General features: G+C 42.8%; 42 protein-coding genes. 36 read left to right on the top strand and 6 right to left on the bottom strand.

Annotated features, from left to right (window positions below; all coding sequences use genetic code 11):
• Positions 1-37: 37 nt before the first annotated feature.
• The 4 genes from AAAY30_RS08045 to hflX all read right to left on the bottom strand — a co-directional run bounded on the left by AAAY30_RS08045 (position 38) and on the right by hflX (position 2,868).
• Positions 38-706, bottom strand: a complete 669-nt coding sequence (locus AAAY30_RS08045) for an acyltransferase (RefSeq protein WP_022234088.1) — start codon at positions 704-706, stop codon at positions 38-40.
• 32 nt (positions 707-738) lie between these two features.
• On the bottom strand, positions 739-957 hold the full coding sequence (locus tag AAAY30_RS08040) for a hypothetical protein (protein WP_249376979.1): 219 nt from the start codon (positions 955-957) through the stop codon (positions 739-741).
• Positions 954-1,532, bottom strand: a complete 579-nt coding sequence (locus AAAY30_RS08035; protein ID WP_022234090.1) for a phosphatase PAP2 family protein — start codon at positions 1,530-1,532, stop codon at positions 954-956. Before AAAY30_RS08035 ends, AAAY30_RS08040 begins: the two co-directional genes overlap by 4 nt.
• Positions 1,533-1,617: 85 nt before the next feature.
• Entirely contained in the window at positions 1,618-2,868 is a 1,251-nt protein-coding gene (gene hflX / locus AAAY30_RS08030; protein WP_337781778.1) for a GTPase HflX, read from the bottom strand.
• Between the two features lie 164 nt (positions 2,869-3,032).
• Here hflX and AAAY30_RS08025 point away from each other — a divergent pair, with 164 nt between their 5' ends.
• From AAAY30_RS08025 to AAAY30_RS08010, 4 genes are all read left to right on the top strand, one after another.
• Entirely contained in the window at positions 3,033-4,496 is a 1,464-nt protein-coding gene (locus AAAY30_RS08025; RefSeq protein ID WP_337781779.1) for an L-aspartate oxidase, read from the top strand.
• A complete protein-coding gene (gene nadC, locus AAAY30_RS08020) occupies positions 4,496-5,338 on the top strand; it encodes a carboxylating nicotinate-nucleotide diphosphorylase (protein WP_022234093.1) in 843 nt (280 codons plus the stop codon). Before AAAY30_RS08025 ends, nadC begins: the two co-directional genes overlap by 1 nt.
• Before the next feature lie 34 nt (positions 5,339-5,372).
• Complete coding sequence (gene thiT, locus AAAY30_RS08015; RefSeq protein WP_295026112.1) at positions 5,373-5,960, top strand: energy-coupled thiamine transporter ThiT; 588 nt, start codon at positions 5,373-5,375, stop codon at positions 5,958-5,960.
• 210 nt (positions 5,961-6,170) lie between these two features.
• Positions 6,171-7,187: a CPBP family intramembrane glutamic endopeptidase gene (locus AAAY30_RS08010; RefSeq protein WP_301965636.1), complete on the top strand. Its 1,017-nt coding sequence runs from the start codon at positions 6,171-6,173 to the stop codon at positions 7,185-7,187.
• 118 nt (positions 7,188-7,305) lie between these two features.
• Here the strand turns inward: AAAY30_RS08010 and AAAY30_RS08005 are convergent, their stop codons facing one another.
• A complete protein-coding gene (locus AAAY30_RS08005) occupies positions 7,306-8,124 on the bottom strand; it encodes a COG1361 family protein (RefSeq protein WP_337781780.1) in 819 nt (272 codons plus the stop codon).
• A 181-nt stretch (positions 8,125-8,305) separates the two neighbouring features.
• Positions 8,306-8,821: a cob(I)yrinic acid a,c-diamide adenosyltransferase gene (locus tag AAAY30_RS08000; RefSeq protein ID WP_178586379.1), complete on the bottom strand. Its 516-nt coding sequence runs from the start codon at positions 8,819-8,821 to the stop codon at positions 8,306-8,308.
• Between the two features lie 487 nt (positions 8,822-9,308).
• Here AAAY30_RS08000 and rpsJ point away from each other — a divergent pair, with 487 nt between their 5' ends.
• The 32 genes from rpsJ to rplQ all read left to right on the top strand — a co-directional run bounded on the left by rpsJ (position 9,309) and on the right by rplQ (position 24,668).
• The gene (rpsJ, locus tag AAAY30_RS07995) at positions 9,309-9,620 is read left to right on the top strand and encodes a 30S ribosomal protein S10 (protein WP_022234099.1); all 312 of its coding nucleotides are present in this window, start codon (positions 9,309-9,311) and stop codon (positions 9,618-9,620) included.
• Positions 9,621-9,695: 75 nt separating this feature from the next.
• On the top strand, positions 9,696-10,328 hold the full coding sequence (rplC, locus tag AAAY30_RS07990) for a 50S ribosomal protein L3 (protein ID WP_178586381.1): 633 nt from the start codon (positions 9,696-9,698) through the stop codon (positions 10,326-10,328).
• Between the two features lie 16 nt (positions 10,329-10,344).
• Positions 10,345-10,968 carry a 50S ribosomal protein L4 gene (rplD, locus tag AAAY30_RS07985; protein ID WP_022234101.1) on the top strand — a complete coding sequence of 208 codons (624 nt, stop codon included), beginning with the start codon at positions 10,345-10,347 and terminating at the stop codon, positions 10,966-10,968.
• On the top strand, positions 10,965-11,258 hold the full coding sequence (rplW, locus tag AAAY30_RS07980; protein ID WP_022234102.1) for a 50S ribosomal protein L23: 294 nt from the start codon (positions 10,965-10,967) through the stop codon (positions 11,256-11,258). The genes rplD and rplW overlap by 4 nt, the downstream gene beginning before the upstream one ends.
• 78 nt (positions 11,259-11,336) lie before the next feature.
• Positions 11,337-12,170 (top strand): 50S ribosomal protein L2, encoded by an 834-nt coding sequence (rplB, locus tag AAAY30_RS07975; RefSeq protein ID WP_022234103.1) that lies wholly within the window; start codon positions 11,337-11,339, stop codon positions 12,168-12,170.
• A gap of 22 nt (positions 12,171-12,192) precedes the next feature.
• On the top strand, positions 12,193-12,465 hold the full coding sequence (rpsS, locus tag AAAY30_RS07970; RefSeq protein ID WP_022234104.1) for a 30S ribosomal protein S19: 273 nt from the start codon (positions 12,193-12,195) through the stop codon (positions 12,463-12,465).
• 20 nt (positions 12,466-12,485) lie between these two features.
• Positions 12,486-12,824 carry a 50S ribosomal protein L22 gene (rplV, locus tag AAAY30_RS07965; RefSeq protein WP_022234105.1) on the top strand — a complete coding sequence of 113 codons (339 nt, stop codon included), beginning with the start codon at positions 12,486-12,488 and terminating at the stop codon, positions 12,822-12,824.
• Between the two features lie 14 nt (positions 12,825-12,838).
• Complete coding sequence (gene rpsC / locus AAAY30_RS07960) at positions 12,839-13,510, top strand: 30S ribosomal protein S3 (RefSeq protein WP_022234106.1); 672 nt, start codon at positions 12,839-12,841, stop codon at positions 13,508-13,510.
• Positions 13,510-13,929 carry a 50S ribosomal protein L16 gene (gene rplP, locus AAAY30_RS07955; RefSeq protein WP_015523195.1) on the top strand — a complete coding sequence of 140 codons (420 nt, stop codon included), beginning with the start codon at positions 13,510-13,512 and terminating at the stop codon, positions 13,927-13,929. The genes rpsC and rplP overlap by 1 nt, the downstream gene beginning before the upstream one ends.
• Positions 13,929-14,132 (top strand): 50S ribosomal protein L29, encoded by a 204-nt coding sequence (gene rpmC / locus AAAY30_RS07950; RefSeq protein ID WP_022234107.1) that lies wholly within the window; start codon positions 13,929-13,931, stop codon positions 14,130-14,132. The genes rplP and rpmC overlap by 1 nt, the downstream gene beginning before the upstream one ends.
• 17 nt (positions 14,133-14,149) lie before the next feature.
• Positions 14,150-14,407 (top strand): 30S ribosomal protein S17, encoded by a 258-nt coding sequence (gene rpsQ, locus AAAY30_RS07945; protein WP_022234108.1) that lies wholly within the window; start codon positions 14,150-14,152, stop codon positions 14,405-14,407.
• 32 nt (positions 14,408-14,439) lie between these two features.
• Entirely contained in the window at positions 14,440-14,808 is a 369-nt protein-coding gene (gene rplN / locus AAAY30_RS07940; RefSeq protein ID WP_022234109.1) for a 50S ribosomal protein L14, read from the top strand.
• Positions 14,809-14,824: 16 nt separating this feature from the next.
• Positions 14,825-15,142 (top strand): 50S ribosomal protein L24, encoded by a 318-nt coding sequence (rplX, locus tag AAAY30_RS07935; RefSeq protein ID WP_022234110.1) that lies wholly within the window; start codon positions 14,825-14,827, stop codon positions 15,140-15,142.
• Between the two features lie 14 nt (positions 15,143-15,156).
• Complete coding sequence (rplE, locus tag AAAY30_RS07930) at positions 15,157-15,696, top strand: 50S ribosomal protein L5 (protein WP_022234111.1); 540 nt, start codon at positions 15,157-15,159, stop codon at positions 15,694-15,696.
• Between the two features lie 12 nt (positions 15,697-15,708).
• Entirely contained in the window at positions 15,709-15,894 is a 186-nt protein-coding gene (locus AAAY30_RS07925; protein WP_022234112.1) for a type Z 30S ribosomal protein S14, read from the top strand.
• A gap of 21 nt (positions 15,895-15,915) precedes the next feature.
• Positions 15,916-16,314 (top strand): 30S ribosomal protein S8, encoded by a 399-nt coding sequence (gene rpsH / locus AAAY30_RS07920; protein WP_337781781.1) that lies wholly within the window; start codon positions 15,916-15,918, stop codon positions 16,312-16,314.
• 13 nt (positions 16,315-16,327) lie between these two features.
• A complete protein-coding gene (gene rplF, locus AAAY30_RS07915) occupies positions 16,328-16,870 on the top strand; it encodes a 50S ribosomal protein L6 (protein ID WP_022234114.1) in 543 nt (180 codons plus the stop codon).
• A gap of 18 nt (positions 16,871-16,888) precedes the next feature.
• Positions 16,889-17,248 carry a 50S ribosomal protein L18 gene (rplR, locus tag AAAY30_RS07910; protein ID WP_022234115.1) on the top strand — a complete coding sequence of 120 codons (360 nt, stop codon included), beginning with the start codon at positions 16,889-16,891 and terminating at the stop codon, positions 17,246-17,248.
• A 17-nt stretch (positions 17,249-17,265) separates the two neighbouring features.
• Positions 17,266-17,763: a 30S ribosomal protein S5 gene (gene rpsE, locus AAAY30_RS07905; protein ID WP_022234116.1), complete on the top strand. Its 498-nt coding sequence runs from the start codon at positions 17,266-17,268 to the stop codon at positions 17,761-17,763.
• A 17-nt stretch (positions 17,764-17,780) separates the two neighbouring features.
• Positions 17,781-17,951 carry a 50S ribosomal protein L30 gene (gene rpmD / locus AAAY30_RS07900; RefSeq protein ID WP_022234117.1) on the top strand — a complete coding sequence of 57 codons (171 nt, stop codon included), beginning with the start codon at positions 17,781-17,783 and terminating at the stop codon, positions 17,949-17,951.
• 18 nt (positions 17,952-17,969) lie between these two features.
• A complete protein-coding gene (rplO, locus tag AAAY30_RS07895) occupies positions 17,970-18,413 on the top strand; it encodes a 50S ribosomal protein L15 (protein ID WP_295026125.1) in 444 nt (147 codons plus the stop codon).
• Positions 18,414-19,718 (top strand): preprotein translocase subunit SecY, encoded by a 1,305-nt coding sequence (gene secY, locus AAAY30_RS07890; RefSeq protein ID WP_186935497.1) that lies wholly within the window; start codon positions 18,414-18,416, stop codon positions 19,716-19,718.
• A gap of 36 nt (positions 19,719-19,754) precedes the next feature.
• Positions 19,755-20,387, top strand: coding sequence for an adenylate kinase (locus tag AAAY30_RS07885; RefSeq protein ID WP_022234120.1), 633 nt, complete (start codon positions 19,755-19,757; stop codon positions 20,385-20,387).
• Positions 20,388-20,389: 2 nt separating this feature from the next.
• Positions 20,390-21,142, top strand: a complete 753-nt coding sequence (map, locus tag AAAY30_RS07880; RefSeq protein ID WP_022234121.1) for a type I methionyl aminopeptidase — start codon at positions 20,390-20,392, stop codon at positions 21,140-21,142.
• Positions 21,143-21,151: 9 nt separating this feature from the next.
• Entirely contained in the window at positions 21,152-21,391 is a 240-nt protein-coding gene (locus AAAY30_RS07875) for a KOW domain-containing RNA-binding protein (RefSeq protein WP_022234122.1), read from the top strand.
• Positions 21,392-21,405: 14 nt separating this feature from the next.
• A complete protein-coding gene (gene infA / locus AAAY30_RS07870; protein ID WP_022234123.1) occupies positions 21,406-21,624 on the top strand; it encodes a translation initiation factor IF-1 in 219 nt (72 codons plus the stop codon).
• Between the two features lie 40 nt (positions 21,625-21,664).
• Complete coding sequence (rpmJ, locus tag AAAY30_RS07865) at positions 21,665-21,778, top strand: 50S ribosomal protein L36 (RefSeq protein ID WP_015523208.1); 114 nt, start codon at positions 21,665-21,667, stop codon at positions 21,776-21,778.
• 68 nt (positions 21,779-21,846) lie between these two features.
• Positions 21,847-22,215, top strand: a complete 369-nt coding sequence (gene rpsM, locus AAAY30_RS07860) for a 30S ribosomal protein S13 (RefSeq protein ID WP_022234124.1) — start codon at positions 21,847-21,849, stop codon at positions 22,213-22,215.
• Between the two features lie 15 nt (positions 22,216-22,230).
• On the top strand, positions 22,231-22,632 hold the full coding sequence (rpsK, locus tag AAAY30_RS07855; RefSeq protein ID WP_022234125.1) for a 30S ribosomal protein S11: 402 nt from the start codon (positions 22,231-22,233) through the stop codon (positions 22,630-22,632).
• Between the two features lie 32 nt (positions 22,633-22,664).
• Entirely contained in the window at positions 22,665-23,261 is a 597-nt protein-coding gene (gene rpsD, locus AAAY30_RS07850; RefSeq protein WP_195411208.1) for a 30S ribosomal protein S4, read from the top strand.
• 75 nt (positions 23,262-23,336) lie between these two features.
• The gene (locus tag AAAY30_RS07845) at positions 23,337-24,290 is read left to right on the top strand and encodes a DNA-directed RNA polymerase subunit alpha (RefSeq protein ID WP_022234127.1); all 954 of its coding nucleotides are present in this window, start codon (positions 23,337-23,339) and stop codon (positions 24,288-24,290) included.
• A 36-nt stretch (positions 24,291-24,326) separates the two neighbouring features.
• Positions 24,327-24,668, top strand: a complete 342-nt coding sequence (rplQ, locus tag AAAY30_RS07840; protein ID WP_178586622.1) for a 50S ribosomal protein L17 — start codon at positions 24,327-24,329, stop codon at positions 24,666-24,668.
• Positions 24,669-24,871 lie beyond the last annotated feature (203 nt).

The following is a 24,871-nucleotide window of genomic DNA, read 5'->3' as shown; positions in this document are numbered from 1 at the left end:
TCGGCTCGGCGACTGCTTAAGTAAGATTTTTAAGTTATCAGATTTTATCTGCAATTTCACCGAGGCGCTTGTAAATGCTGTTAGCCTCTACATAACCTCTTACAAATGAAAGCGGATAGATGTTTGTGTTTCTGCCGATTACCGAACCGGGGTTGAGTACACTGTTACAGCCTACCTCAACATGATCACCGAGCATTGCACCGAATTTTTTAACGCCGGTTTCTATCTTTTCGTTATCGCAATTAACGGTAACAAGCGACTTGTCGCTCTTGAGGTTAGAGGTAATTGTACCTGCGCCTGTGTGCGACTTATAGCCCAAGATACTGTCGCCGATGTAGTTGTAGTGCGGAACCTGAACACCGTCAAAGAGGATAGAGTTCTTAAGCTCTGTTGAGTTGCCTACAACTGCGCCTTTGCCGACGATTGCGCAGCCCCTGATGAAAGCGCAGTGTCTTACCTCTGCATCCTCACAGATGATGAGAGGGCCGCCGAGGTGAGCGGACGGATAAACAGTCGCACTTTTTGCAACCCATATATTTTCGCCACGCTGTTCGTAGATTTCGGGGTCAAGAGTTTTGCCGAGCTCGATTATAAAATCTTTGATTTTAGGAAGTGCCTCCCAAGGATAGTCGAGTTTTTCAAGAAGTGGTTTTGCAATTGTTTTGTCGAGGTCATAAAGATTTTTTATGAGCATTTTTTCATTCATTATGTATTATTTCCTTTCGGTTTAAAATCAAATTATGCTGCAAAAAACAGCCAATATCCGTGAGCGTCTTTACCTGCAATAAATTTTACACCGTCGCTTGTGTATTCCGAAAAAACATAGTTCTTTTTGTCAAGCGGAGAGGTGACGGTAACACAGTTGCCCGTGCCGCACCATCTTTCGTTAAATACATTGATGCCCTTTATTACAAAGTAGTCTTTTGAAGTTTTGCCTAAATATCTGTGTTCGGTCATTTTACATCACCTTTTTTACGAATAATCTTTTTGTTAAGACGGTTATCCCAGCCGAAATTTTTAAATATAAGACAAGTTATTATTGCAAGCGCAATACCGAGTACAGCACCGCAGATTACATCTGTAGGATAGTGTACACAGTTGTAAAGCCTTGAAAACGCAATGAGAAAAGCGAGTACAGCCGTAAAAACGGCGAACTTTTCTTTGCGTATGATAATTACCGTTGCAGCGGCAAACGACGAGGTTGTGTGTCCCGACGGAAAACTGTAGCCCGACGGAATATGCCCGTTTACGGTAAAGTCGTAGGTTACAAACGGACGGGGGCGGCAGATAATATTTTTTATGCCAAACTCACCGAGCAGCAATCCCAAAGTCATTGCGCAAAGCATTATAACTCCCGTTGCCCTTGTCTTTTTGAAAAGGCAGAGCGTAAGTCCGAGTATAATCCAGATAAGACCTTTTTCGCCGAGAAAACTCATTACAGCCATAAATGTATCAAGAAAATCACATTTTATGCCTTGTATTGACTGCAAAACCGATGCGTCCCACGGAGTGATTGTTTCAAAAAAAGACATAATTTCTCCTATTAATGTTATATGCCGCTTGCTGATATGTTTATATACATATTATAGCAAACGGCGGTTGTTTTTTCAATAAATATTAATCAACAATATATTTTTCTGCTTTAGAATACAGCTTTTCGTCAAGGATTGCCTCAACCTTAATTCCCTCTGCAACATATTCTTCGCTAATCAGGGTTGCGTTTTTACGGATTTCTGCCACAAGTCCGGCATCGGAAAAAGGAATAAGCAGAGAAACTCTCTTTACTCTTATGGGGAGGTTATCGTCAACAGCTTTTAAAAGGTCGTCAATGCCTGTGCCGTTTTTGGCACTTATCTTGACATATGAGCCTATCTCCTGCGGAAAACTCTCTTCTTCCAAAAGGTCGCATTTGTTGAGCACGGTAATGATAGGAGTGTCGCCACAGCCGAGTGAATTTAAAAGGTCGGTTGTAACCTGCATATGCACTCTTGCCTCATCGCTCGAGGCATCGCATACATTTAAAATAATGTCTGACAGAGCCGCCTCTTCAAGAGTTGAGCGGAAAGCCTCAACAAGGTGGTGCGGAAGTCTGCGTACAAGTCCTACCGTGTCAATCATCATAACCGTAACGCCGCTCGGCAGTTTGAGAGCTCTTGATGTAGGGTCAAGAGTTGCAAAAAGTTTGTCCTGTGCAAGCACACCCGCATCGGTAAGATAATTCATAAGGGTGGATTTTCCTGCGTTTGTGTAACCGACAATTGCACAGGTGATTACTCCGTCTTTTTCTCTGCGTTTTCTCAACATTGAGCGGTGCTGCTCCACTTCGGCAAGTTCGGATTTCAGAGTTTCCATTCTTCTGCTGATGTGTCTGCGGTCGGTTTCAAGCTTTGTTTCGCCCGGGCCTCTTGTGCCTATGCCGCCGCCAAGTCGTGACATTGCCACGCCCTTACCTGTAAGTCGGGGCATCAGGTACTTTAGCTGTGCAAGTTCTACCTGCAGTTTGCCCTCTTTTGACCTTGCACGGAGAGCAAATATATCGAGAATAAGCATTGTGCGGTCAATGGTTCGTGTGTCGGTTTCTGCCTCTATATTTCGTATTTGAGTAGGGGAAAGCTCGCAGTCAAACACGAGCAAGTCGATTTCCTGTTGTTTGCAAATATCCGCAATTTCCTGCAATTTGCCTGTGCCCACATATGTGCCTGTTTCGGGGCGCTTTAAATTTTGTGTGACTGTAAATACAGGCTCTGCACCTGCACTTTTTACAAGCTCTTTAAGTTCGGCAAGAGATGCCTCTGCGTCATAGTCGCCTGTGTCAACGCTGACAAGTACAGCCTGCGTAATTTTTTCTTCGTTACTTATCATTTCCATAATTTCACCGTTTTTATCAGAAAATAAAAGATTTTGTTTACATTTTATTTACTATTCCTTTAATAAGTAGTATAATATATTGGTATAAATTTGTAAACAACATTTTTACTATTAATTATTTGCAAATTAAATTTATATAATCGGATATAATCGGGGTTTTACAAATGGATAAAAAATTTGATGTAATAATTGTAGGTACAGGTGCTGCCGGACTTTATGCGGCACTCAATCTGCCGGAGGATATTAACGCTTTGCTCGTTTCAAAAAAAGAGCTTACGCTTTCCAACTCCTCTTTGGCACAGGGCGGTGTGGCAGCAGTGCTTGATACTGTTCACGACAGTTACAAGCTACATATTACCGATACACTTATTGCAGGTAAATACAAGAATACTCTTGATGCGGTAGAAAAACTTGTTACGGAGGGCCCGTCGGATGTACTGAACATCAAGGAGCTTGGTGTTGACTTTGACCTTAACGAGGACGGCACAATGTGCAAAACTCTTGAGGCGGGTCACAGCAGACACAGAATTGTGCATCATAAGGATTCAACGGGTAAGGCGATTGTTGACGCACTTATTGAGGTAGTTAAGACACGCAAAAATATTACAATTCTTGACAACTGCCTTGTGTATGCGATTGATAAGGTGCTTAACGGCTTTTATGTAAGTGTTGTTAAGGACGGTGAAAGCAAGACCTACGGCTGTAACTTCTGCCTGCTTGCCACAGGCGGTATAGGCAGAGTTTATAAATACACCACAAACTCGGCTATTGCCACAGGTGACGGCATTGCGTTTGCATATATGATGGGTGCAAAAATCAAGCACCTTTCAAGAATTCAGTTCCACCCGACTGCTTTTGCGGCTGAAAAGGACAGAGAAAGATTTTTGATAAGTGAGGCTGTTCGTGGCGAGGGTGCTGTTCTGCTTAACTGCGAGGGCAGACGATTTGCCTCGGATTATGACAGCAGAGGCGAGCTTGCTCCGAGAGACGTTGTGTCTAATGCCGTTATCAGAGAGTCTATCAAAACACACAGCGAGAAGTTCTATCTTGACATTACACACAAGCCTGCTGAATTTGTTAAAAACAGATTCCCTATGATTTACGAGCGCTGTCTTGAAGAGGGCGTTGACATTACGGTCGACAAGATTCCCGTATTCCCATGTCAGCACTACCTTATGGGCGGTATTGATGTTGATACCAACTCGGAAACTTCTATTGAGGGCCTTTTTGCGGCCGGCGAATGTTCGCATACAGGTGTGCACGGCGCTAACCGTCTTGCAAGTAACTCATTGCTTGAGGCGCTTGTGTTCTCAAGAACTGCCGCAAATGTAATGACGGAAAGACTCAGAAAAGAGCGCAAACCGCTCGGCAGACAACCCCTTAAAAAGCCGATTGAGGGCAAGGCGTTGCCGCACGGCTACCGTTCACAGATAAGAGAAATTTTACAGGATACATATTTTGTACTTCCAAAGCCCGAGAAAGCGGAGGAAAGCTACAACAAGGTCGAGCAGATTCTTTCCGACCTTGTATCGGACGATTTTGCAATTACACCCGACTATGTAGAGGCAAGAAGTATTGCAATCGTTGCAAGTATTATTCTTGAAGAATTTAAGGAGGGCATAAAATAATGCTAATCAACAGTATTTATGCAGATAACATTATAAAGACAGCTTTGCTTGAGGATATTAACTACCTTGATACCACAACAGACTATCTCATTGACGAGGAGCAGGAAGATACCGCTAAATTCCTTGCAAAGAGCGACGGCGTACTCTGCGGTATTGAGATTGCACTTCGTGTTTTTGAAATTTTACAGCCGACAGGTTTTGAGGCTAAGGTTTATAAAAAAGACGGCGATGTGCTCAAGAAGGGCGATATTATTGCGGAAATTCACGGCAAAACCCGTACAATCTTAAAAGGCGAGCGTACAGCGCTTAACCTTATTCAGCATATGAGCGGTATTGCTACCGCAACGCACAATGCGGTTGAAATCGTAAAGGGTACCAACGCATCTATTGCAGATACAAGAAAAACTCTTCCGGGACTTCGTGCTTTGCAGAAGTACGCTGTTACAGTAGGCGGCGGCAGAAATCATCGTTACAACCTTTCGGACGCCGCTATGCTTAAGGACAATCACATTGATGCAGGCGGCGGCATTGCAAATGCTGTTGCCAAGCTCAAAACAAAGCTCGGCCATATGACAAAGATTGAACTTGAGGTAAGAAACCTTGACGAGTTAAGACAGGCGCTTGAGGCTGATGTTGATGTAATTATGCTTGACAATATGAGCCCTGCTCTTATGAAAGAGGCTGTTGAGATTACAAACGGTAAAGCGTTGCTTGAGGCAAGCGGCGGTATTACAGACGAAACTTTAAGAGAAATTGCCGAAACAGGCGTTGACATTATTTCAATGGGTGCGCTCACCCACTCTGTAAAGGCATTTGATATTTCGCTTAAAATCGCAAAATAATTTTTATACACATAATAAAGAAAAGTAGGGTAGAATGAAGAAAACAGGAATAAATAAAAATGTGATTATGCTCTGCGAATGTGCGGTTATGGTTGCGCTTGCAACTGTATTGAGCCTGATAAAAATCGAGTTCCCGTACGGCGGAAGTATTACGATTTGCAGTATGCTGCCGATTTTAATTATCGGTTATCGTTACAAGCCGTTGGTAGGTTGTCTGACAGGTGTTGTCTACGGACTTATTCAGATGCTTTTCGGTATGTCAAACTTTGCGTATGCAACTTCTTGGCAGGCAGCTCTTATGATTCTCTTTTTCGACTACCTTATTGCCTTTGGCGTAATCGGTCTGGGCGGAGTTTTCAGAGGTATTAAAAATCAGGCAGTCGGACTTGCTTTGGGCGCATTGCTTGCAAGCGTGTTGAGATTTTTGTGCCATTTCTTAAGCGGTATTACTGTGTGGGCAGGTTTTGCGGACGGTATGCCTGTTTGGCTGTATTCGCTTATATACAACGGTTTGTATATGCTCCCCGAATTTGGCATTTTGATTGCAGCGGCTATTGCTTTGGGACTTTTGGTTGATTTCAGAAGCGAAAAACTCGGAGCAATTAAAAGAAACAAAAAATAATTTCAATCATAAGCCTTCCTCTTATGAGGGAGGCTTGTTTAAAAGATTCTTTTTCGATAGTTGGAGTAAATTATGGTTTAGCATAATTCATTGTCGGGTAATTATAAAAGTATTTTGATAAACCTTAATTATCTTCGCTTAGGAAAACATTCGTTTAAAAATATTTGCGGAAACTTTAATGTAACAGTTACAGAATGAAAGGATAACTAAATGAACAACAAACTTATTAACCGAGAGATACGCACGCTGTCAAATTACAGCTCTCTGCCGCTTTTGTGTTTTGTGATTTTATCGCAGGTGAGCTCATACTTTGTATATTTTATATTTGACCTGCTTAAAGGCACGGCACTTTACGATGACTACGGCTTTAAAATGCTTATTAGCTACTGCGTTATATACCTTGTTGTAATGCCGCTTATTCTGCTGATTTTCTCTGAACTGCGGGGCAAACGGGTAAGGCTTTCGCTGAAAACTTGTTTTGTAAAACCTGCAAAGCCTGCCGGTTGGGTGTGTAAGTATGTAATAATAGCAATCGGTCTGACATATTTGATTGCTGTTTCGTCATCTATTATAAGTGCAATCCTTGAGTCGTTCGGAATAAAGCTAAATACATCGGATATTTCATTCGGTGATTCGCCTTTCGGAGTAATTGCAACGGTTGTGGCTTTGCCTTTGTTCGCTCCTTTCTTTGAAGAGCTTTTATTCAGAGGAAGTATTTACAGAAATAATGAGCCGATGGGACAGTGGTTTGCAATCATTGTGTCCGGTGCGGCTTTCGGACTGTGGCATACAAACTGTGTTCAGACTGTTTATGCAACGGGTATGGGAATTATTGCCTGCGCACTATATGCTAAAACACGCTCAATAATTCCGTCAATGATAGTGCATTTTGTTATTAATTCAATAGCGGCGCTTCAACAGCTTTGTATGAACGGACTTGATACCGATATACTTAAGGACATAAATACAGAATACATTATGAACCATTACGGACAGATTATGTTTATAGGCCTTATGGAACTTGCTGTGTTTGGAATAATTATTGCGGCAATAGTTCTTTCTATAATTGAGCTTGTAAAACACCGTGGCCGCTTTCCTTTATATAAAGGAAGATATAATATGTCGCTCGGTAAAAAACTCGGTGTGTACTTTTCGGCTCCTGTAACTGTTGTTGCATATGCAGTGCTGATTTTTGAAACAATAGCAAATGCTTTGTACGGCGGATAAAAATATAAAATAAATGCCGAACTTTCTTTTAGACTGTAATTTCCTTTTTTAATAAAGAACCTATAAAGTTAAACGGTGACATCTTGTGAATGTCACCGTTTTTTTAATATGCTTAATTTTAAACTGTCGGTGCTGTACCTGTAATAATTGCTGTTACGAATGAACCTGCCGGGATTGTAACAGGTTCGGCTGTGCCTGTAGGGAAGGTGAGGGTATTGCCAACCTGCGTCCATTGGTCTGCGGTGTAAATAATTGTAGGCTGACCGTTTACGGTAAGCTCAATTCCCGTTACTGTATAGCCTGTAGGCAGAGTGTCGGTAAATACAATATTTTCTGCGGCAACCGTACCTTCGTTTTGAGCTATCAGAGTGTAAGGAAGCACTCCTCCCGAAGCAACGGTTGACGGAGCGGCCTTAAGCAAGGTTACAAGTTCCTGCTGTGCGGGTGTTATTGTTGCTGTATCAGATGCGGTAACTGTTGTGGCAAGAGGAGTGGTTGCCGTTACCGTAGCTGTATTTGTGATTTCTTCAGCCTGTGCGGCAGAAGGAAGAAGTGACAGTGCTATTGTAATCGACTGTCCTGCCGCAAGTGTGCCGAGATTTGAAATCACGAGAGAATCGGCGGTTCTTGTAACACTTGGCGAAAGCGCTGTTGCCCCTTGGCGAGCAACTATTGATTTATCGACATAGCTAAGCAGTTTGGCGGTGGTTTCACTTCCGAGGTTATCAGACACTGTAATGTCGGTAAGATTGCCTGTTCCTGTGTTTGTTACTGTTATAACATAACCTACAGGCTCTCCCGGTACATAGTTTGAGAGCAGAGCGTCTTTTACAATAGCGACGGATTGCGACTCACGAACTTCTGTATCGACTTCGTTTGAACTTGCAGTGCGTTCATTATTAAAGGTAAGTGAAGCGGAGTTTGTGATAATTGCCATATTTTCACCTCCTTGCCTTTTTGGTGAAATCCGTAAAATTATCATCTTAAATTTTATTTGCTTTTTTATTTTTTACTTCATTTATTTTGCGAGAAACTTTACTTGTCCCTCGGTATATAGTATGATAATGAAGATAAAGTGTTACATTATATAAAGAAAAACAGACAGCCGAAGCTGTCCGTTAAAACTCAATTCCTATTCTGCCTGTAATTCCCCTGTCATACGGGTGCTTGATTTTTTTGAACTCGGTAATATAATCTGCGCAATCCATAAATTTTTGCGGAGGATTGTGTCCTGTCATAACTATTTCCATACTTGACGGTGCGTTTGTTATAAATTCGTAAACCTCGCTCTCGGAAAGCATATGGGCATTGATTGCCTCAAACACCTCGTCAAGCACAACCATATCATACTTTTCGGTAAGAGCGGTTGTAACGGCGTTGTCGAAAATACCTTTAAATATTTTTGCAGCCTGTGCCTTTTCTTTATCGTCCATATCAAAAGTAAATTTAAGCTCAAGCGGGCAGAATGTAAGAGTAACATTTTCGGTATGGCTCAGTATATGCCTTTCTCCCGAAAATTCTGTTTTTAAGAATTGTACAAACAGCACTTTCATTTTACTGCCTGCCGCTCTGACCGCAAGACCTATTGCAGCTGTGGTTTTGCCCTTGCCGTCGCCGTAATAAATGTGTTTCACAAAAATCAACTCCAAAACTTTGTATGAGTATAATTATATATGTTTAGCGCTGATTTGACAATAATGTCAAATTGCACAAAAATATATTTAAAATTTCTCAAAAGTTCTATAACGCTATATTTGCTAAAAGCTTGCAAAATAGGGGAACATATTGTATAATAATGCTTGCGTGACTGCAATATAGATATGCGATGAAGCGGGAGGTTGCGGCTGAAACAGGTCGGTTTTTCCGTGGAGTATGTCCGATTTTAAACCGGGCGATTTACAATGAAACACTGAACATACTTTGACATAGGGGTTGCTGTGTCTATAGCTATGCTCAAGAAGCTTTCAGAACGTCCCGGTTAACTGAATAGTTAAACGGGTTTTTTAATGCAGGGTGGTGAAACACCCGGCTGTGTTATTAAAAAAGTTCTAAAGCGAACGCCCGCCAACTAACGAAGAACCGCAAAAACGGTTCGGCAAAATTTTTAAGGAGGCGACGATAATGGCAGTCAAGGAAAAGATTAGAATAAGATTAAAGGGTTACGATCATCAGCTCGTTGATCAGTCAGCTGAGAGAATCGTTGCAACAGCAAAGCGTACAGGCGCAAGAGTTTCAGGTCCTGTACCGCTTCCAACAGAGAAGCAGGTTGTTACAATTCTTCGTGCTGTTCATAAGTATAAGGACAGCCGTGAGCAGTTTGAGATGAGAACTCACAAGCGTCTTATCGACATCTTAAGACCGTCAAACAAGACAGTCGAAGCTCTTATGAGCTTAGAGCTCCCTGCCGGCGTTGATATCGAGATTAAGTTATAATCCGTACCAACCTACAAGCAGACAGGGTCAAGTTGGTGAAAACCAACCAATAACCTAACAAGGAGGATACATTTTATGCAGAAAGCAATCATCGGTAAGAAAATCGGTATGACACAGATTTTCGATGAAAAGGGAGTGTTCGTTCCCGTAACTGTTATCGAAGCAGGCCCATGTGTGGTTACAGCTAAGAAAACAGTTGAAAACGACGGCTACGCATCAGTTCAGCTTGGCTATGGCGATTTAAAGCCACACAAGGTTACAAAGCCAATGAAGGGCTTTTTTGACAAGAACGGTGTAGCACCAAAGAAAACTCTTAAAGAATTCCGTTTTGCTGACACAGACGCTTACAATGTAGGCGATCTCGTAAAGGCAGACGTATTCACCCCTGGTGACAAGATCGATGTTACCGGCAAGAGCAAAGGTAAGGGTACAGCCGGCGTAATTAAGCGTTGGAACTTCCAGCGTCTTAAGGAAACTCACGGTACAGGTCCTTGCGTTCGTCACGGCGGTTCAATCGGCGCTTGTTCATCTCCTTCAAGAGTATGGAAGGGCAAGAGAATGGCAGGCCATCTCGGTGCTGAGCAGGTAACAGTACAGAACCTCACAGTTGTTAAGGTTGATGTTGAAAACAACCTTATCGCTATCAAGGGTGCTGTTCCAGGCCCAAATAAGGGAATCGTTGTAATCAAAGATTCCGTAAAGGCTTAAGGAAGGGGGATTATAAATGCCTAATTTTGCAGTAGTAGATATGGAAGGCAAGCAGGTTGGTTCTATCGACCTTAGCGAGTCCGTATTCGGTATTGAGCCAAACACAGCAGTTATGCATCAGATGGTTGTAAACTATCTTGCTAACCAGCGTCACGGCACACAGTCTGCTCTTACAAGAGCTGAAGTTTCAGGTGGCGGCAGAAAGCCATGGAGACAGAAGGGTACAGGCCGTGCAAGACAGGGTTCAACTCGTTCACCACAGTGGACACACGGTGGTATTGTATTTGCTCCAAAGCCAAGAAGCTACAGATTTACTGTAAACAAGAAAGTAAGAAGACTTGCTATGAAGTCAGCTTTCTCAGCTAAGGCTGTGGATAAGGGAATCATCATTGTTGATTCAATCGCAATGACAGAGTACAAAACAAAGAAAATCGCTGCTATGCTCGAGGCTATCGGTGCAGAGAAGAAAGCTCTCATCGTTCTTCCTGAGAATAACAGCATGATCGTTAAGTCAGCATCTAACATTCCGGGTGTTAAGACTGCACAGGTAAACACACTTAATGTTTACGATATTCTTAATGCAGGCACACTCGTAATCGCAAAGGATGCTGTAAGCAAGATTGAGGAGGTATATGCATGATTGCTCAGGATATCGTAATTCGTCCGATTATTACAGAGAAGAGTATGTCAGGTGTTTTAAACAAGGTATATACCTTTGAAGTTGCTAAATCGGCTAATAAAATTGAAATCGCAAAAGCTTGCGAAGAGCTTTTCAAGGTTGAGGTTGCTAAGGTTAATACAGTAAGCGTTCGTGGTAAGTTCCGCCGTCAGGGCAGAAACAACGGCGGTTACTCAAAGAGCTGGAAGAAAGCAATCATAACACTTAAGGAAAACAGCAAGCCTATCGAATTTTTTGAAGGCATGATGTAAGCCTGAAAAATTATTCAGGCAGAATGTATGGGAAAGAGCCATTTTCCCGCAAAGCCATCATGAGGAGAGTGAAACCAAATGGCAATTAAAGTATTTAAGCCGACCATTAACTCCAGAAGAAATATGTCGGTAACAGATTTTTCTGTTCTTTCAAAGGTTGCACCTGAAAAGAGCTTACTCGCTCCTTTAAACAAAAAGTCAGGTCGTAACAGCTACGGCAGAATTACTGTTCGTCACAGAGGCGGCGGTAACCGTAGAAAATATCGTATCATTGATTTCAAGCGTCAGAAATTTGATGTAGAAGGCACAGTTAAGACACTTGAGTACGATCCAAACCGTTCAGCATTCATCGCTCTTATCGAGTATACTGACGGCGATAAAGCTTACATTATTGCTCCGGAAGGACTTAAGGTAGGCGACAAAGTTACAGCAGGTGAGAACGCAGATATTAAGCCGGGTAACGCATTACCTCTTACTGCTATTCCTGTAGGTACATTCATTCATAATGTTGAGCTTTATCCGGGCAGAGGTGCTCAGCTTGCTCGTTCAGCAGGTAATATGGCACAGCTCATGGCTAAGGAAAACGGTCTTGCACTTTTAAGACTTCCTTCAGGCGAGCTCAGAAATGTTCCTGAAAGCTGCATGGCTACAATCGGCCAGGTAGGTAACGTTGATCACGAGAATGTAAAGATCGGTAAAGCCGGTCGTAAGAGAAATATGGGTTGGAGACCTACAGTTCGTGGTTCTGTAATGAACCCTAACGATCACCCGCACGGCGGTGGTGAAGGTAAATCTCCTGTTGGTCGTCCGGGACCTGTTACTCCTTGGGGTAAGCCTGCACTCGGTTACAAGACTCGTAAGAACAACAAGAGCAGCGACAAGCTTATCGTTCGCAGAAGAAACGGTAAGTAAGGCAGAGAAAGGAGCTTAAATTATGAGTAGAAGTACTAAAAAAGGCCCTTTTGTACAGCCTGTATTGCTCAAAAGGGTTCAGGAGATGAACGAAAAGGGTGAAAAGAGAATTCTTAAGACTTGGTCAAGAAGCTCAACAATTTTCCCTGAATTCGTTGGTCACACATTCGCAGTTCACGACGGTCGTAAGCATGTTCCTGTATATGTTACAGAAGATATGGTTGGTCACAAGCTCGGTGAGTTTGCTCCTACCAGAACATTTAAGGGACACGCAGGATCTAAGACATCTAAGTAAGCGGAAGGAGAGTATTGCAGATGGAAGCTAAAGCAATTGCAAAATTTGTTCGTATCTCACCCCGCAAGGTAGGCGTTGTTCTTGACCTTATCAGAGGTAAAGACGCTAAATATGCGGAAGCTGTTCTCAAGCACACTCCTAAGGCCGCTAGCGAGCCACTTTTAAAGTTGCTCAATTCAGCTATGGCTAACGCTGAGAATAATCATGATATGGATGTATCAAGACTGTATGTTGCTGAATGCAACGCAACAGCAGGCCCCATCCTTAAAAGAATTCGTCCGAGAGCACAGGGCAGAGCGTTCAGAATTAACAAGAGAACATCTCACATCAGCCTTGTCCTCAAGGAAAAAGAAGACTAAGGGGAGGTTTAAATATGGGTCAGAAAGTTAATCCGCACGGTTTGCGTGTCGGTGTAATTAAAGATTGGGATTCCCGTTGGTTTGCAGACAAGAAGAACTTTGGTGCAACACTCGTTGAGGACTATAACCTCCGTAAAACACTCAAGGCTCAGCTCTACAACTTCGGTATCGCAAAAATTGAAATTGAGCGTGACGGCAAAAAGGTTAAGATTAGCATTCACTGTGCTAAGCCGGGCCTTGTTATCGGTAAGGGCGGCGCAGAGATTGAGAAGCTCAAGGCTCAGTGCGAAGCTATGCTTAAGAAGCCTGTTGCTATCAATATAGTAGAAGTTAAAGCTCCTGAGCTTGACGCTCAGCTTGTTGCTGAAAATGTTGCTCAGCAGCTCGAAAAGAGAATTTCATTCCGTCGTGCTATGAAGCAGTCAATCGGTAACGCAATGCGTCGTGGCGCTAAGGGTATTAAAATTATGTGTTCAGGTCGTCTTGGCGGCGCTGAAATCGCTCGTTCAGAGCAGTACCACGAGGGTACTATTCCGCTTCAGACACTTCGTGCCGACATCGACTATGGCTTTGCCGAGGCTAACACTACTTACGGTAAGATTGGCGTTAAGGTATGGCTTTACAAAGGCGAGGTTTTAAACGAAGTTAAGTCAAGAAAGCCACGCAGAGAAGGAGGCAGAAAGTAATGTTATTACCAAAGAGAGTTAAGTACAGAAGAGTACACAGAGGTCGTATGACAGGTAAGGCTCTTCGTGGTAACAAGGTTACTTACGGTGATTTCGGTCTTCAGGCTACAGAGCCTGCATGGATTACTTCAAATCAGATCGAAGCTGCCCGTGTTGCCATGACTCGTTACTGCAAAAGATTCGGTAAAGTATGGATCAAAATTTTCCCTGACAAGCCTGTTACTGCAAAGCCTGCAGAAACTCGAATGGGTTCAGGTAAAGGTTCACCTGAGTATTGGGTAGCCGTCGTTAAGCCGGGCAGAGTTATGTTTGAGCTTGGCGGTGTAGATGAAGCTACTGCAAGAGAGGCTCTTCGCCTTGCTGCAAATAAGCTTCCAATTAAGTGCAAGTTTGTAAAGAAAGAGGAGGGTGAGCAGTAATGAAAGCATCAGAAATTAGAGAAATGTCTGTAGAAGAGCTCGAGTTAAAGCTCGCAGACCTCAAGGAAGAGTTATTTAACCTTCGTTTCCAGCTTGCTGTTAATCAGCTTGAAAACTCATCCAGAATTGGCGCCGTAAAGAAAGACATCGCAAGAGTTTCTACAATTCTTCGTATGCGTGAACTCAATGGCGCTGAGGCTTAAGAGAGGAGGACTTAACAGTGAGTGAGAGAAATATGAGAAAAGTTGTTGTCGGTAAGGTTGTAAGCAACAAGATGGACAAGACTATTGTTGTAGCAGTCGAGGACAGCGTAAAGCATAAGCTTTATAACAAAATTGTTAAGCGTACAGTTCGTTTTAAGGCACATGACGAGAATAACGAGTGTGGCATTGGCGACCGTGTAAAGATTATGGAGACCCGTCCTCTTTCTAAGGATAAAAGATGGAGACTCGTCGAGATTATTGAGAAAGCAAAATAAGTTGCGGCTTTTGAGAAAAGGAGGAATACACTGTGATTCAACAGCAGACACTTCTCAAGGTTGCCGATAATACAGGTGCAAAAGAACTTATGTGCATTCGTGTACTCGGCGGTACCAGAAGAAGATATGCCAACATTGGCGATGTAATCGTTGCTTCAGTTAAAAAAGCAGCACCCGGCGGTGTTGTTAAAAAAGGCGACGTTGTTAAGGCTGTGGTAGTTCGTTCTGCAAAGGGCGTAAGACGTGAGGACGGTACTTATATCCGTTTTGACGAGAATGCAGCTGTTATTATTAAGGAAGATAAGAACCCTAAGGGTACTCGTATCTTCGGACCAGTAGCAAGAGAGCTCCGTGATAAGGATTATATGAAGATCTTATCACTTGCTCCTGAAGTACTTTAATTGGAGGTGTCACAATATGAGTAAAGTTCATGTAAAAACAGGCGACACCGTTATCGTTATCAGCGGTAAGGATAAGGGCAAGCAGGGTCAGGTTCTTGCTGTCAGCCCAAAAGAAGGCAAAGTTATTGTTGAGAAGGTAAACATGGTTTCTAAGCATGTTAAGCCAAGAAAAATGGGCGAGCAGGGTGGCATCGTTAAGGCTGAAGGCGCTATGTATGCATCTAAGGTTCAGATCGTTTGCCCTCGTTGCAAGAAGCAGACAAGAGTTGCTCACAAGATTTACGAAGACGGTTCTAAGGGCCGTGTTTGCGCTAAATGTGGCGAAGCACTTTAAGGAGGATATAAGATATGGCAAGACTTAAAGAATATTATTCAAAAGAAGTTGCACCTGCTCTTATGAACAAGTTCTCCTATAAGAGCACAATGCAGATTCCAAAGCTTGACAAGATTGTTATCAATGTTGGTGCAGGCGAAGCAAGAGAAAATTCAAAGGTTATCGACGCTATTTCTAAGGACCTTGGTATTATCACAGGTCAGAAGGCACTTGTTTGCCGTGCAAGAAAGTCAGTTGCTAACTTTAAGCTCAGAGAGGGTATGCCAATCGGCTGTAAGGTAACACTTAGAGGCGAGAGAATGTATGAGTTCCTCGACAGATTCTTTAATGTAGCACTTCCGAGAGTAAGAGACTTCAGAGGTATTAACCCTAACTCTTTTGACGGCAGAGGTAACTACAATATGGGTCTTAAAGAGCAGCTCATTTTCCCTGAAATTGAGTATGACAAGGTTGACAAGGTTCGTGGTATGGACATTTGTTTCGTTACCACTGCAACTACAGACGAAGAGGCTCGTGAGCTTTTAACACTTATGGGCGCACCGTTTTCAAAGTAAGGAGGGATTGTTGTGGCTAAGACTTCAATGAAAGTTAAGCAGCAGAGAGAGCAGAAGTTCTCAACAAGAGAGTACACAAGATGTAACATCTGTGGTAGACCACACGCCTACCTCCGTAAGTTTGGTATTTGCCGTATTTGCTTCCGTGAGCTCGCTTACAAGGGCGAAATTCCGGGCGTAAAGAAAGCAAGCTGGTAAGGACAAGGGAGGTAACATCTAATGCAGATTACAGATACAATTGCTGATTTACTTACAAGAATCCGTAATGCTAACTCAGCTAAGCACGATACTGTAGAAATTCCTTCTTCAAACCTTAAGAAGTCAATCTGTCAGATTCTTCTTGACGAGGGTTATATCAAGAATTTCACAGTTATAGAAGATGGTAAGCAGGGCGTTCTTAAGGTTACTCTTAAGTACGTTGACGGCAAGACTCCTGTTATTACAGGTCTTCGCCGTGTATCTAAGCCCGGTTTACGTATTTACAGCAATGTAGAAGATATGCCAAAGGTTATGAAGGGCCTCGGTATTGCCATTATTTCAACATCAAAGGGCGTAATGACAGATCGTCAGGCTCGTGCTGAACATATTGGCGGCGAAGTTCTTGCTTACATTTGGTAAGGAGGTACGATAAATGTCTCGAATTGGAAGAAAACCTATAAATATTCCCGCCGGAGTTACAGCTTCAATCGCTGACGGCGTTATCACTGTTAAGGGACCGAAGGGCTCACTTGATTTCAAGTATAACCCTGCTATGACAGTAGAAGTTAAGGGCGATGTAATCGAAGTTACCCGCCCTGACGACACAAAAGAAAACCGCTCACTTCACGGTCTTACAAGAACACTTATCCACAATATGGTTATCGGTGTTACAGAGGGTTACAAGAAGACTCTTGAGGTAAACGGCGTTGGTTACCGTGTTCAGAAGCAGGGTAACAAGTGCGTTATGAACCTTGGTTATTCACACCAGGTTATCGTTGAGGATACAGACGACATCAAGATTGAAGTTCCTGATCCAAACAAAATCATAATCACAGGCATTGACAAGCAAAAGGTTGGTCAGTTTGCTGCCGAGGTTAGAGAAAAGCGTCCACCGGAGCCATATAAGGGCAAGGGTATTAAGTACGATTATGAAGTTATCCGCCGCAAGGAAGGTAAAGCAGGTAAGGGTAAATAATTTAAGGAGTGAATGACTATGGTAAGCAGACCTGAAACAAAAAAAGCACGCATTAAGCGTCATAAGAGAATCCGCAGCAAGATCAGCGGTACTGCTCAGTGTCCACGTTTATGCGTATTCCGCTCCACAAACAACATCTACGCTCAGCTTATTGATGATGTAGCTGGTGTTACTCTTGCTCAGGCTTCAAGCCTTGACAAGAGCATTGAAGGCAATGGCGGAAACAAAGAAGCAGCTAAGGCAGTAGGCAAGCTTATTGCACAGCGTGCAGCTGAAAAGAATATCGTTGATGTTGTATTTGACAGAGGCGGTAACATTTATCACGGCCGTGTTAAGGAATTGGCCGAAGGCGCTCGTGAGGGCGGACTCAATTTCTAAGGATAGGAGGAATAACTTTGGCTAAAACAGTAGAAGTAACAGGCGAATTAAAAGAAAGAGTAGTTACTATCAACCGTGTATCAAAAACGGTTAAAGGCGGTCGTATTTTTAAGTTTGCAGCTCTCGTAGTTGTAGGCGACGGCAACGGCGTAGTAGGCTTTGGTATCGGCAAGGCTGGTGAGGTTCCTGATGCTATCCGTAAGGGCATTGAGGATGCAAAGAAAAACCTTATGAAGGTTTCACTTAGAGGTACAACAATCCCTCATGAAATCGTTGGTGAATTTGGAGCAGGCAGAGTTCTTATGAAGCCTGCAGCTCCCGGTACCGGTGTTATCGCAGGTGGTCCGGTTCGTGCCGTTATAGAGGCAGTAGGTATTAAGGATATCAGAACAAAGGCTCTTCGTTCAAACAATCCTTGCAATGTTGTAAGAGCAACACTTGCAGGTCTTGCAGCTCTCAGAACTGCTGAAGAAGTTGCCGCTGTACGTGGTAAATCCGTTAAGGAAATCGTATAACAGGGAGGTTGTAAACTATGACAATTAAGTTAGTAAAGAGCCTCATCGGCTGTACAAAACCACAGATCGCAACCGCCCAGGCTTTAGGTCTGAAGAAAATCGGCGATGTAACAACTCAGCCTGATAACGCTCAGACAAAAGGCAAGGTAGCAAAAATTTCTCACCTCGTAGAGGTTATCGAAGCATAAGCAAGGAGGTGCGTACTTATGAAGTTACATGAACTTTCACCGGTTGAGGGCTCAAAGAAGGACTCAAAGAGAATTGGCAGAGGTCACGGCTCAGGCTGGGGTAAGACTGCAGGCAAGGGACACAAGGGCCAGAAGGCTCGTTCAGGCGGCAGTATTCGTCCGGGTTTTGAAGGCGGACAGATGCCACTTCAGCGTAGAGTTCCAAAGAGAGGCTTCAATAACATTTTCGCTAAGAATGTTGTTGCAATTAACCTCAGTACTTTAAACAGAAAGTTTGAAAACGGTGCTACTGTTGACGTAGAAGCTTTAGTAAATGCCGGCGTTATTAAGAACGGTTTTGACGCAGTAAAGGTTCTCGGCAACGGTAAAATCGACAAAAAACTTACAGTAAAGGTATCTGCTTTCTCCGAATCTGCTAAAGCAGCCATTGAGGCGGCAGGCGGAAAGACAGAGGTGGTATAATTGTTAAAAACAATTAGAAATGCCTGGTCAATACCTGACCTTCGTAAGAAACTTTTATTTACACTTATGATTATCATCGTATTCAGAATCGGTTCAGTTATTCCTGTTCCGTTTCTGGATATGAGTGCACTCGCTACCGCCATGAACGGTATGAACGAGGGCAATACTATGCTTGCATATCTTAACACATTGTCAGGCGGCGCTTTTGCAAATGCAACACTTTTTGCAATGGGCGTTACACCTTACATCAACAGCTCAATTATTATGCAGCTCCTTACTGTTGCAATTCCTCCTCTTGAGAGAATGGCAAAAGAGGGAGAGGCAGGCAGAAGAAAAATCGGTACTATTACCCGTTATGTAACAGTTGGTCTTGGTCTTGTTCAGGGCGGTGCTTATTGGTACTATCTCCATAAGTCAGGCGTTACAGTTTACACAGAGGGTTTCTCACTTGTTTTCTCTGCTATTGTTATTATTCTTGTATTCACAGCCGGCACAGCACTTATGATGTGGCTTGGTGAGCAGATTAACACAAACGGTATCGGAAACGGTATTTCAATTCTCCTTTTCGCAGGTATCGTTGCTCAGCTTCCTTACACATTAAGTATGCTCGGTCAGTTCTGGAAACTTGCAGGCGAGGGTTCAACTCAGTTCTATTTCCTCGTTCCGCTTTGGATTGTTATTTTTGTTGCCATTGTATGGGTTATCACATTTATGCAGGACAGCGAAAGAAGAATTCCGATCCAGTATGCAAAGAGAGTTGTTGGCAGAAAGATGTATGGCGGTCAGTCAAGTCACCTTCCAATCAAGGTTGCACTCGGCGGCGTACTTCCAATCATCTTTGCAAGCTCAATTCTTTCTATCCCGGGTACTATTAATCTTTTCGCAAAGGTTAAAGACGGTTTCTGGGGTGCTTTCTTCAATGCATTTGATACAAGCGGTTGGCTTTATAATGTATTGTACTTTATCTTAATTATAATGTTCGCATATTTCTATACTACTATTCAATACAATCCGATTGAAATGGCAAACAACCTTAAGTCAAACAACGGTACAATTCCGGGTATTCGTCCGGGCGCACCGACAGCTGACTACATAAGAAATATTCTTTCAAGAATTACTCTTATCGGCGCTCTCTTCCTCGCAGTAATCGCACTTGTTCCAAGTATTTACGGTTCTGCTACAGGCATGGGTCGTATGGCTATCGGCGGTACTTCAATCATCATTCTCGTTGGTGTTGCACTTGAAACAGTAAAACAGCTTGAGTCACAGATGATGATGAGACATTATAAAGGTTTTCTTGACTAATTTCTTGACTTATTGAGATAAAAGGAGTATAATAAAATGAACATTATTATGTTAGGTGCTCCGGGTGCAGGTAAAGGTACTCAAGCAGCTGTACTTTGTGAGCATTTTGGAATTCCCACTATTTCAACCGGAAATATGATCCGTGAAGCGCTGAAAAACGGCACTGAGATGGGTTTGAAAGCTAAGTCTTTTATGGACGAAGGCAAACTCGTTCCCGACGAGGTTGTTATCGGCATCGTAAAGGAAAGACTTTCACAGGATGACTGCTCTAAGGGTTTTATCCTTGACGGTTTTCCAAGAACCATTCCTCAGGCTGAGGCTCTGGATAAAATGGGCGTTGAAATTCAGTATGTTATCAACATTGATGTTGCCGACGAAAGAATTATCAAGCGTATGTCCGGACGCCGTGTTTGCGAAAATTGTGGCAAGCCTTATCACCTCACTAACCTTCCACCAAAGGTTGAGGGCGTTTGCGATGATTGTAACGGCACCCTTGTTCAGCGCAAGGACGACCACCCAGATACTGTACTTGCTCGCCTTGCTGTATATCACAAAGAGACTGAGCCTCTCGCAGATTATTACGAGAAGCAGGGCAAGCTCATTAATGTAGAGGGTAAAGACGATGTAGTTTCTACTACAAAGCTTATCTTAGAAGCAATCGAGGCTTAAGTATGGTTATTGTAAAAACAGCACGGGAAATTTCTAAAATGAAAGATGCATGCAGAATATCAGCGGAGGCACTCCGTGTTGCAGGTGAGGCTGTAAAGCCGGGTATCACCACTTACGAAATTGATACTATAGTTCGCAAATATATCGAGAAACAGGGTGCTACACCCTCGTTTCTCGGTTATGGCGGTTTTCCTGCAAGTGCTTGCATTTCCGTAAATAATGTGGTTATCCATGGCATACCGAGTAAAAAACAGATTCTTAAAGAGGGCGACATTGTAAGCGTTGATGTCGGCGCATTTTACGAAGGCTTTCACGGCGATAATGCCTATACGTTTGCCTGCGGTAAAATCAGTGACGAAGCTCAGCGTTTGCTTGACGCAACTAAAGAAGGCCTTTTTGAGGGAATTAAAATGGCTGTTGCCGGAAATCGTGTAGGCGATATAGGCAGCGCTGTTCAGAAGTATGTCGAAGCTCGCAGTTACTCGGTGGTACGAGATTTTGTCGGCCACGGCGTAGGTGCGAAATTACACGAAGACCCAAGTATCCCCAATTACGGCACACCGGGCAGAGGCGTAAGACTGTTGCCGGGTATGACAATCGCTATTGAACCTATGGTAACTCAGGGCTCCTATGAGGTGCGTGTTCTTGATGATGAGTGGACTACCGTTACGGTTGACGGTAAGCTTGCTGCACATTTTGAACATACAGTAGCAATTACTCCTGACGGTCCCAAGATTATGACTCTTTGTGATTAAAGGTGATTTATGAACATTCAAAAGGGTAGCATAGTCAGAGCAAAGTCAGGGCGTGACAAAGGTAAATTTTTCCTTGTACTCTCGGTTGAGGGTCATTTTGCGTTTATAGCAGACGGTAAAACCCGTAAGCTTGAAAAACCGAAGAAGAAAAATTTACTTCATCTTGCGGCTACAACTGTAGTTTATACAGGTTCAGCAGAAACCAATCCGCAGATAAAACGAATTTTAAGTGATTTAAAAAACGACTAACGGAGGTTTATGATATGTCCAAACAGGATGTAATTGAAATCGAGGGTATTGTAAGGGAGGCTCTCCCTAACGCACAGTTTAAGGTTGAGCTGCCTAACGGTCACGTGATCTTAGCTGTTATTTCAGGTAAATTGCGTATGAATTTTATCCGCATTTTGCCGGGCGACAAGGTAACGGTGGAAATGTCACCGTATGACCTGACAAGAGGAAGAATTACCTGGCGTTCTAAATAAGCCGGGGCAATACGACTTTTTAGAAAGGAATGATTAACTAATGAAAGTCAGACCTTCAGTAAAGAAAATGTGCGATAAGTGCAAAGTAATCAAAAGAAAAGGTAAGATTTTAGTTATTTGCGAAAACCCTAAGCACAAACAGCGTCAGGGTTAATTACCTTAAAAACATTAAAACACAGACTACTAATTTAATTTATTGATTTTTGATGGAGGTGCAACTGAATGGCTCGTATAGCAGGTGTTGACTTACCAAGAGATAAAAGAGTTGAAATCGGTTTAACTTATATCTACGGTATCGGCCGTAAAACTGCAGGCGACATTATTGCTGCAACAGGTGTAAATCCTGACACTCGTGTTAGAGATTTAACAGAAGAGGATGTATCAAAGCTCAGAGAATATATTGAGCATCATTGTCGTGTTGAAGGTGACCTTCGCCGTGACATAGCTTATGATATAAAAAGACTTATTGATATTGGTTGTTACCGTGGCGTTCGTCACAGAAAAGGTCTTCCGGTAAGAGGTCAGCGTTCTAAGACTAACGCTCGTACCCGTAAGGGCCCACGCAAAACCATGGCTAACAAGAAGAAGTAAGGAGGGCAATGGATTATGGCAGCACCAAAGGGTGGTAAGAAAGTTATTCGCCGTCGCCGTGAACGCAAAAATATTGAAAAAGGCGCAGCACATATTCAGTCAACTTTTAATAACACAATCGTTACTATTTCCGATACACAGGGCAACGCTGTATCTTGGGCAAGTGCCGGTGAACTCGGCTTCAGAGGCTCAAAGAAGTCAACTCCGTTTGCCGCACAGTCAGCAGCAGAGACAGCTGCAAAGGCTGCAATGGAACACGGTATGAAGTCCGTTGAAGTATATGTTAAAGGTCCGGGACAGGGCCGTGAAGCTGCAATCAGAGCTTTACAGTCAGCAGGTCTTGAGGTTACTATGATTAAGGATGTAACTCCAATTCCTCACAACGGATGCCGTCCTCCTAAGAGAAGACGTGTATAGTATTTAAAATATTCTATTGGAGTGAAAATAAAATGGCAGTAAACAGAGATCCTATCTTAAAAAGATGCAGATACCTGGGCATTAGCCCTACTGTTGTAGGCATAAACAAGGAATCTTTCAGAAAGCCAAATGCAAATGGTAGAAGGAAGGTTTCAGAATACGGCTTACAGCTTAAAGAGAAGCAGAAGTTAAAGTTTATCTACGGCGTTCTTGAGAAGCAGTTCTATCACTACTATGAAATTGCTACAAAAATGGAAGGTCAGGCAGGTACTAACCTCATCGTTTGTCTTGAAACAAGACTTGACAACATCATCTTCAGAATGGGTATGGCTCAGACAAGAAGAGATGCAAGACAGGTTGTTACTCACGGTCATTTCCTCGTAAATGGTCAGAGAGTAGATATCCCATCTTACAGAGTTAAGGTTGGCGATGTTATCACAATCAGAGACAAGAGCAAGAATAGCGTTAAGTTTAAAGAAATTCTTGACAAGACAAGCGGCAGACTCTCACCAAAGTGGCTCGAGGTAAATAAGGATGAATACACAGCAAAGGTTATTGCTTTGCCAAGTCTTGAGGACATTGACTACGAAGTAGCTCCTCACCTTATTGTTGAGTTGTACTCCAAGTAATCCCTTTTTTCACAGGCAGGTTACACACGCATTGGCTGCATTATGCAGCCGCATAATGTTTAGGAGGATTCGCGAATGATCGAAATTGAAAAGCCAAGAATTGAAACCGAGGAATTAACCGAGGATGGAAAGCACGGCAGATTTGTTGTTGAACCGCTCGAGCGTGGCTTTGGCAACACATTGGGCAACAGCCTGCGCAGAGTTTTGCTTTCTTCTCTTGAAGGCTGTGCCGTTACATCTATCAAGATTGACGGAGTTCTTCACGAATTTTCAACTATTCCCGGCGTAAAGGAAGACGTTACGGAAATTGTTCTTAATATGAAAAGCGTTGTTGCAAAGCTTTACGAAACAAGCCCAAAGGTTGTTGAAATCTCAGCACAGGGTCCTTGCGTAGTAACTGCCGGAGATATTAAATGTGACAGCGAGGTTGAGATTCTCAATCCTGAGCAGCACATTGCAACTCTCGGTGAGGATGCAAAGCTCAATATGGAAATCACCATTGACAAGGGCAGAGGATACATCCCTGCTGAACGCAACAAGCTTATTAGCGGCAATAATGTTATTGGCGTTTTACCTATTGATTCTATTTATACTCCCGTATTAAAGGTAAATTACACAGTTGACAACACTCGTGTAGGTCAGATTACTGACTATGACAAACTCACACTTGATGTTTGGACAAACGGTGTTATCAATGCACAGGAGGCTGTTTCACTTGCAGCTAAGGTGCTTACCGAGCACTTAAACCTCTTTGTAAACCTTTCGGATAAGGCTTCAAGCGCAGAGGTTATGGTTGAAAAAGACGATAAGGGCAAGGAGAAAATCCTTGAAATGACAATTGAAGATCTCGATTTGTCAGTTCGTTCTTTCAACTGCTTAAAGCGTGCCGGTATTAATACGGTAGAAGATTTGATCAACAAGTCAGAAGAGGATATGATGAAGGTAAGAAACCTCGGCAGAAAATCTCTCGAGGAAGTAATCCAGAAACTCAATTCTCTCGGATTTAGTCTTCAGAAGGAAGACGAATAAACACTTTAAAAACCCAACGGTAAAGGAGTGAACACAATGCCAGGTACAAGAAAATTAGGAAGAACAACTGCTCAGAGAACAGCTATGCTCCGTGCAATGGTTACATTCCTTCTCGAAAACGGCAAAATCGAAACAACTCTTACTCGTGCCAAGGAAGTTCAGGCTATGGCAGAGAAGATGATTACTACAGCAAAAGAAGATAACCTTCACAACAGAAGACTCGTTTTAGGTTTTGTTACTAAGGAAGAGGTTACAGTAAAGCTCTTTACTGAAATCGCTCCAAAGTATGCTGACAGAAACGGCGGTTATACAAGAGTAACAAAGATCGGTCCTCGTCGTGGTGACGGTGCAGAGATGGCTGTTATCGAGTTAATCTGATTTTTCGGTAATAATATTTGCTGATATACGCTCTCAACTTCGGTTGAGAGCGTTTTTGCGTTTGCTTTATTGTTATGCTTAGATTTTTATGGTTTTGTTCTAAATGTTGGGGTAACAATAATAAATTATGGTTTAGCAAATTGATTTGCCAATTAATTATAAAAGATTATAAAAGTTTGGTCGACCTTTTCAAAGGTCGACCA

Origin of the sequence: Ruminococcoides bili, from assembly GCF_040093295.1 — a bacterium.
Lineage (GTDB): Bacteria > Bacillota > Clostridia > Oscillospirales > Acutalibacteraceae > Ruminococcoides > Ruminococcoides intestinale_A.
This window is presented reverse-complemented; position numbering and strand designations above follow the sequence as displayed.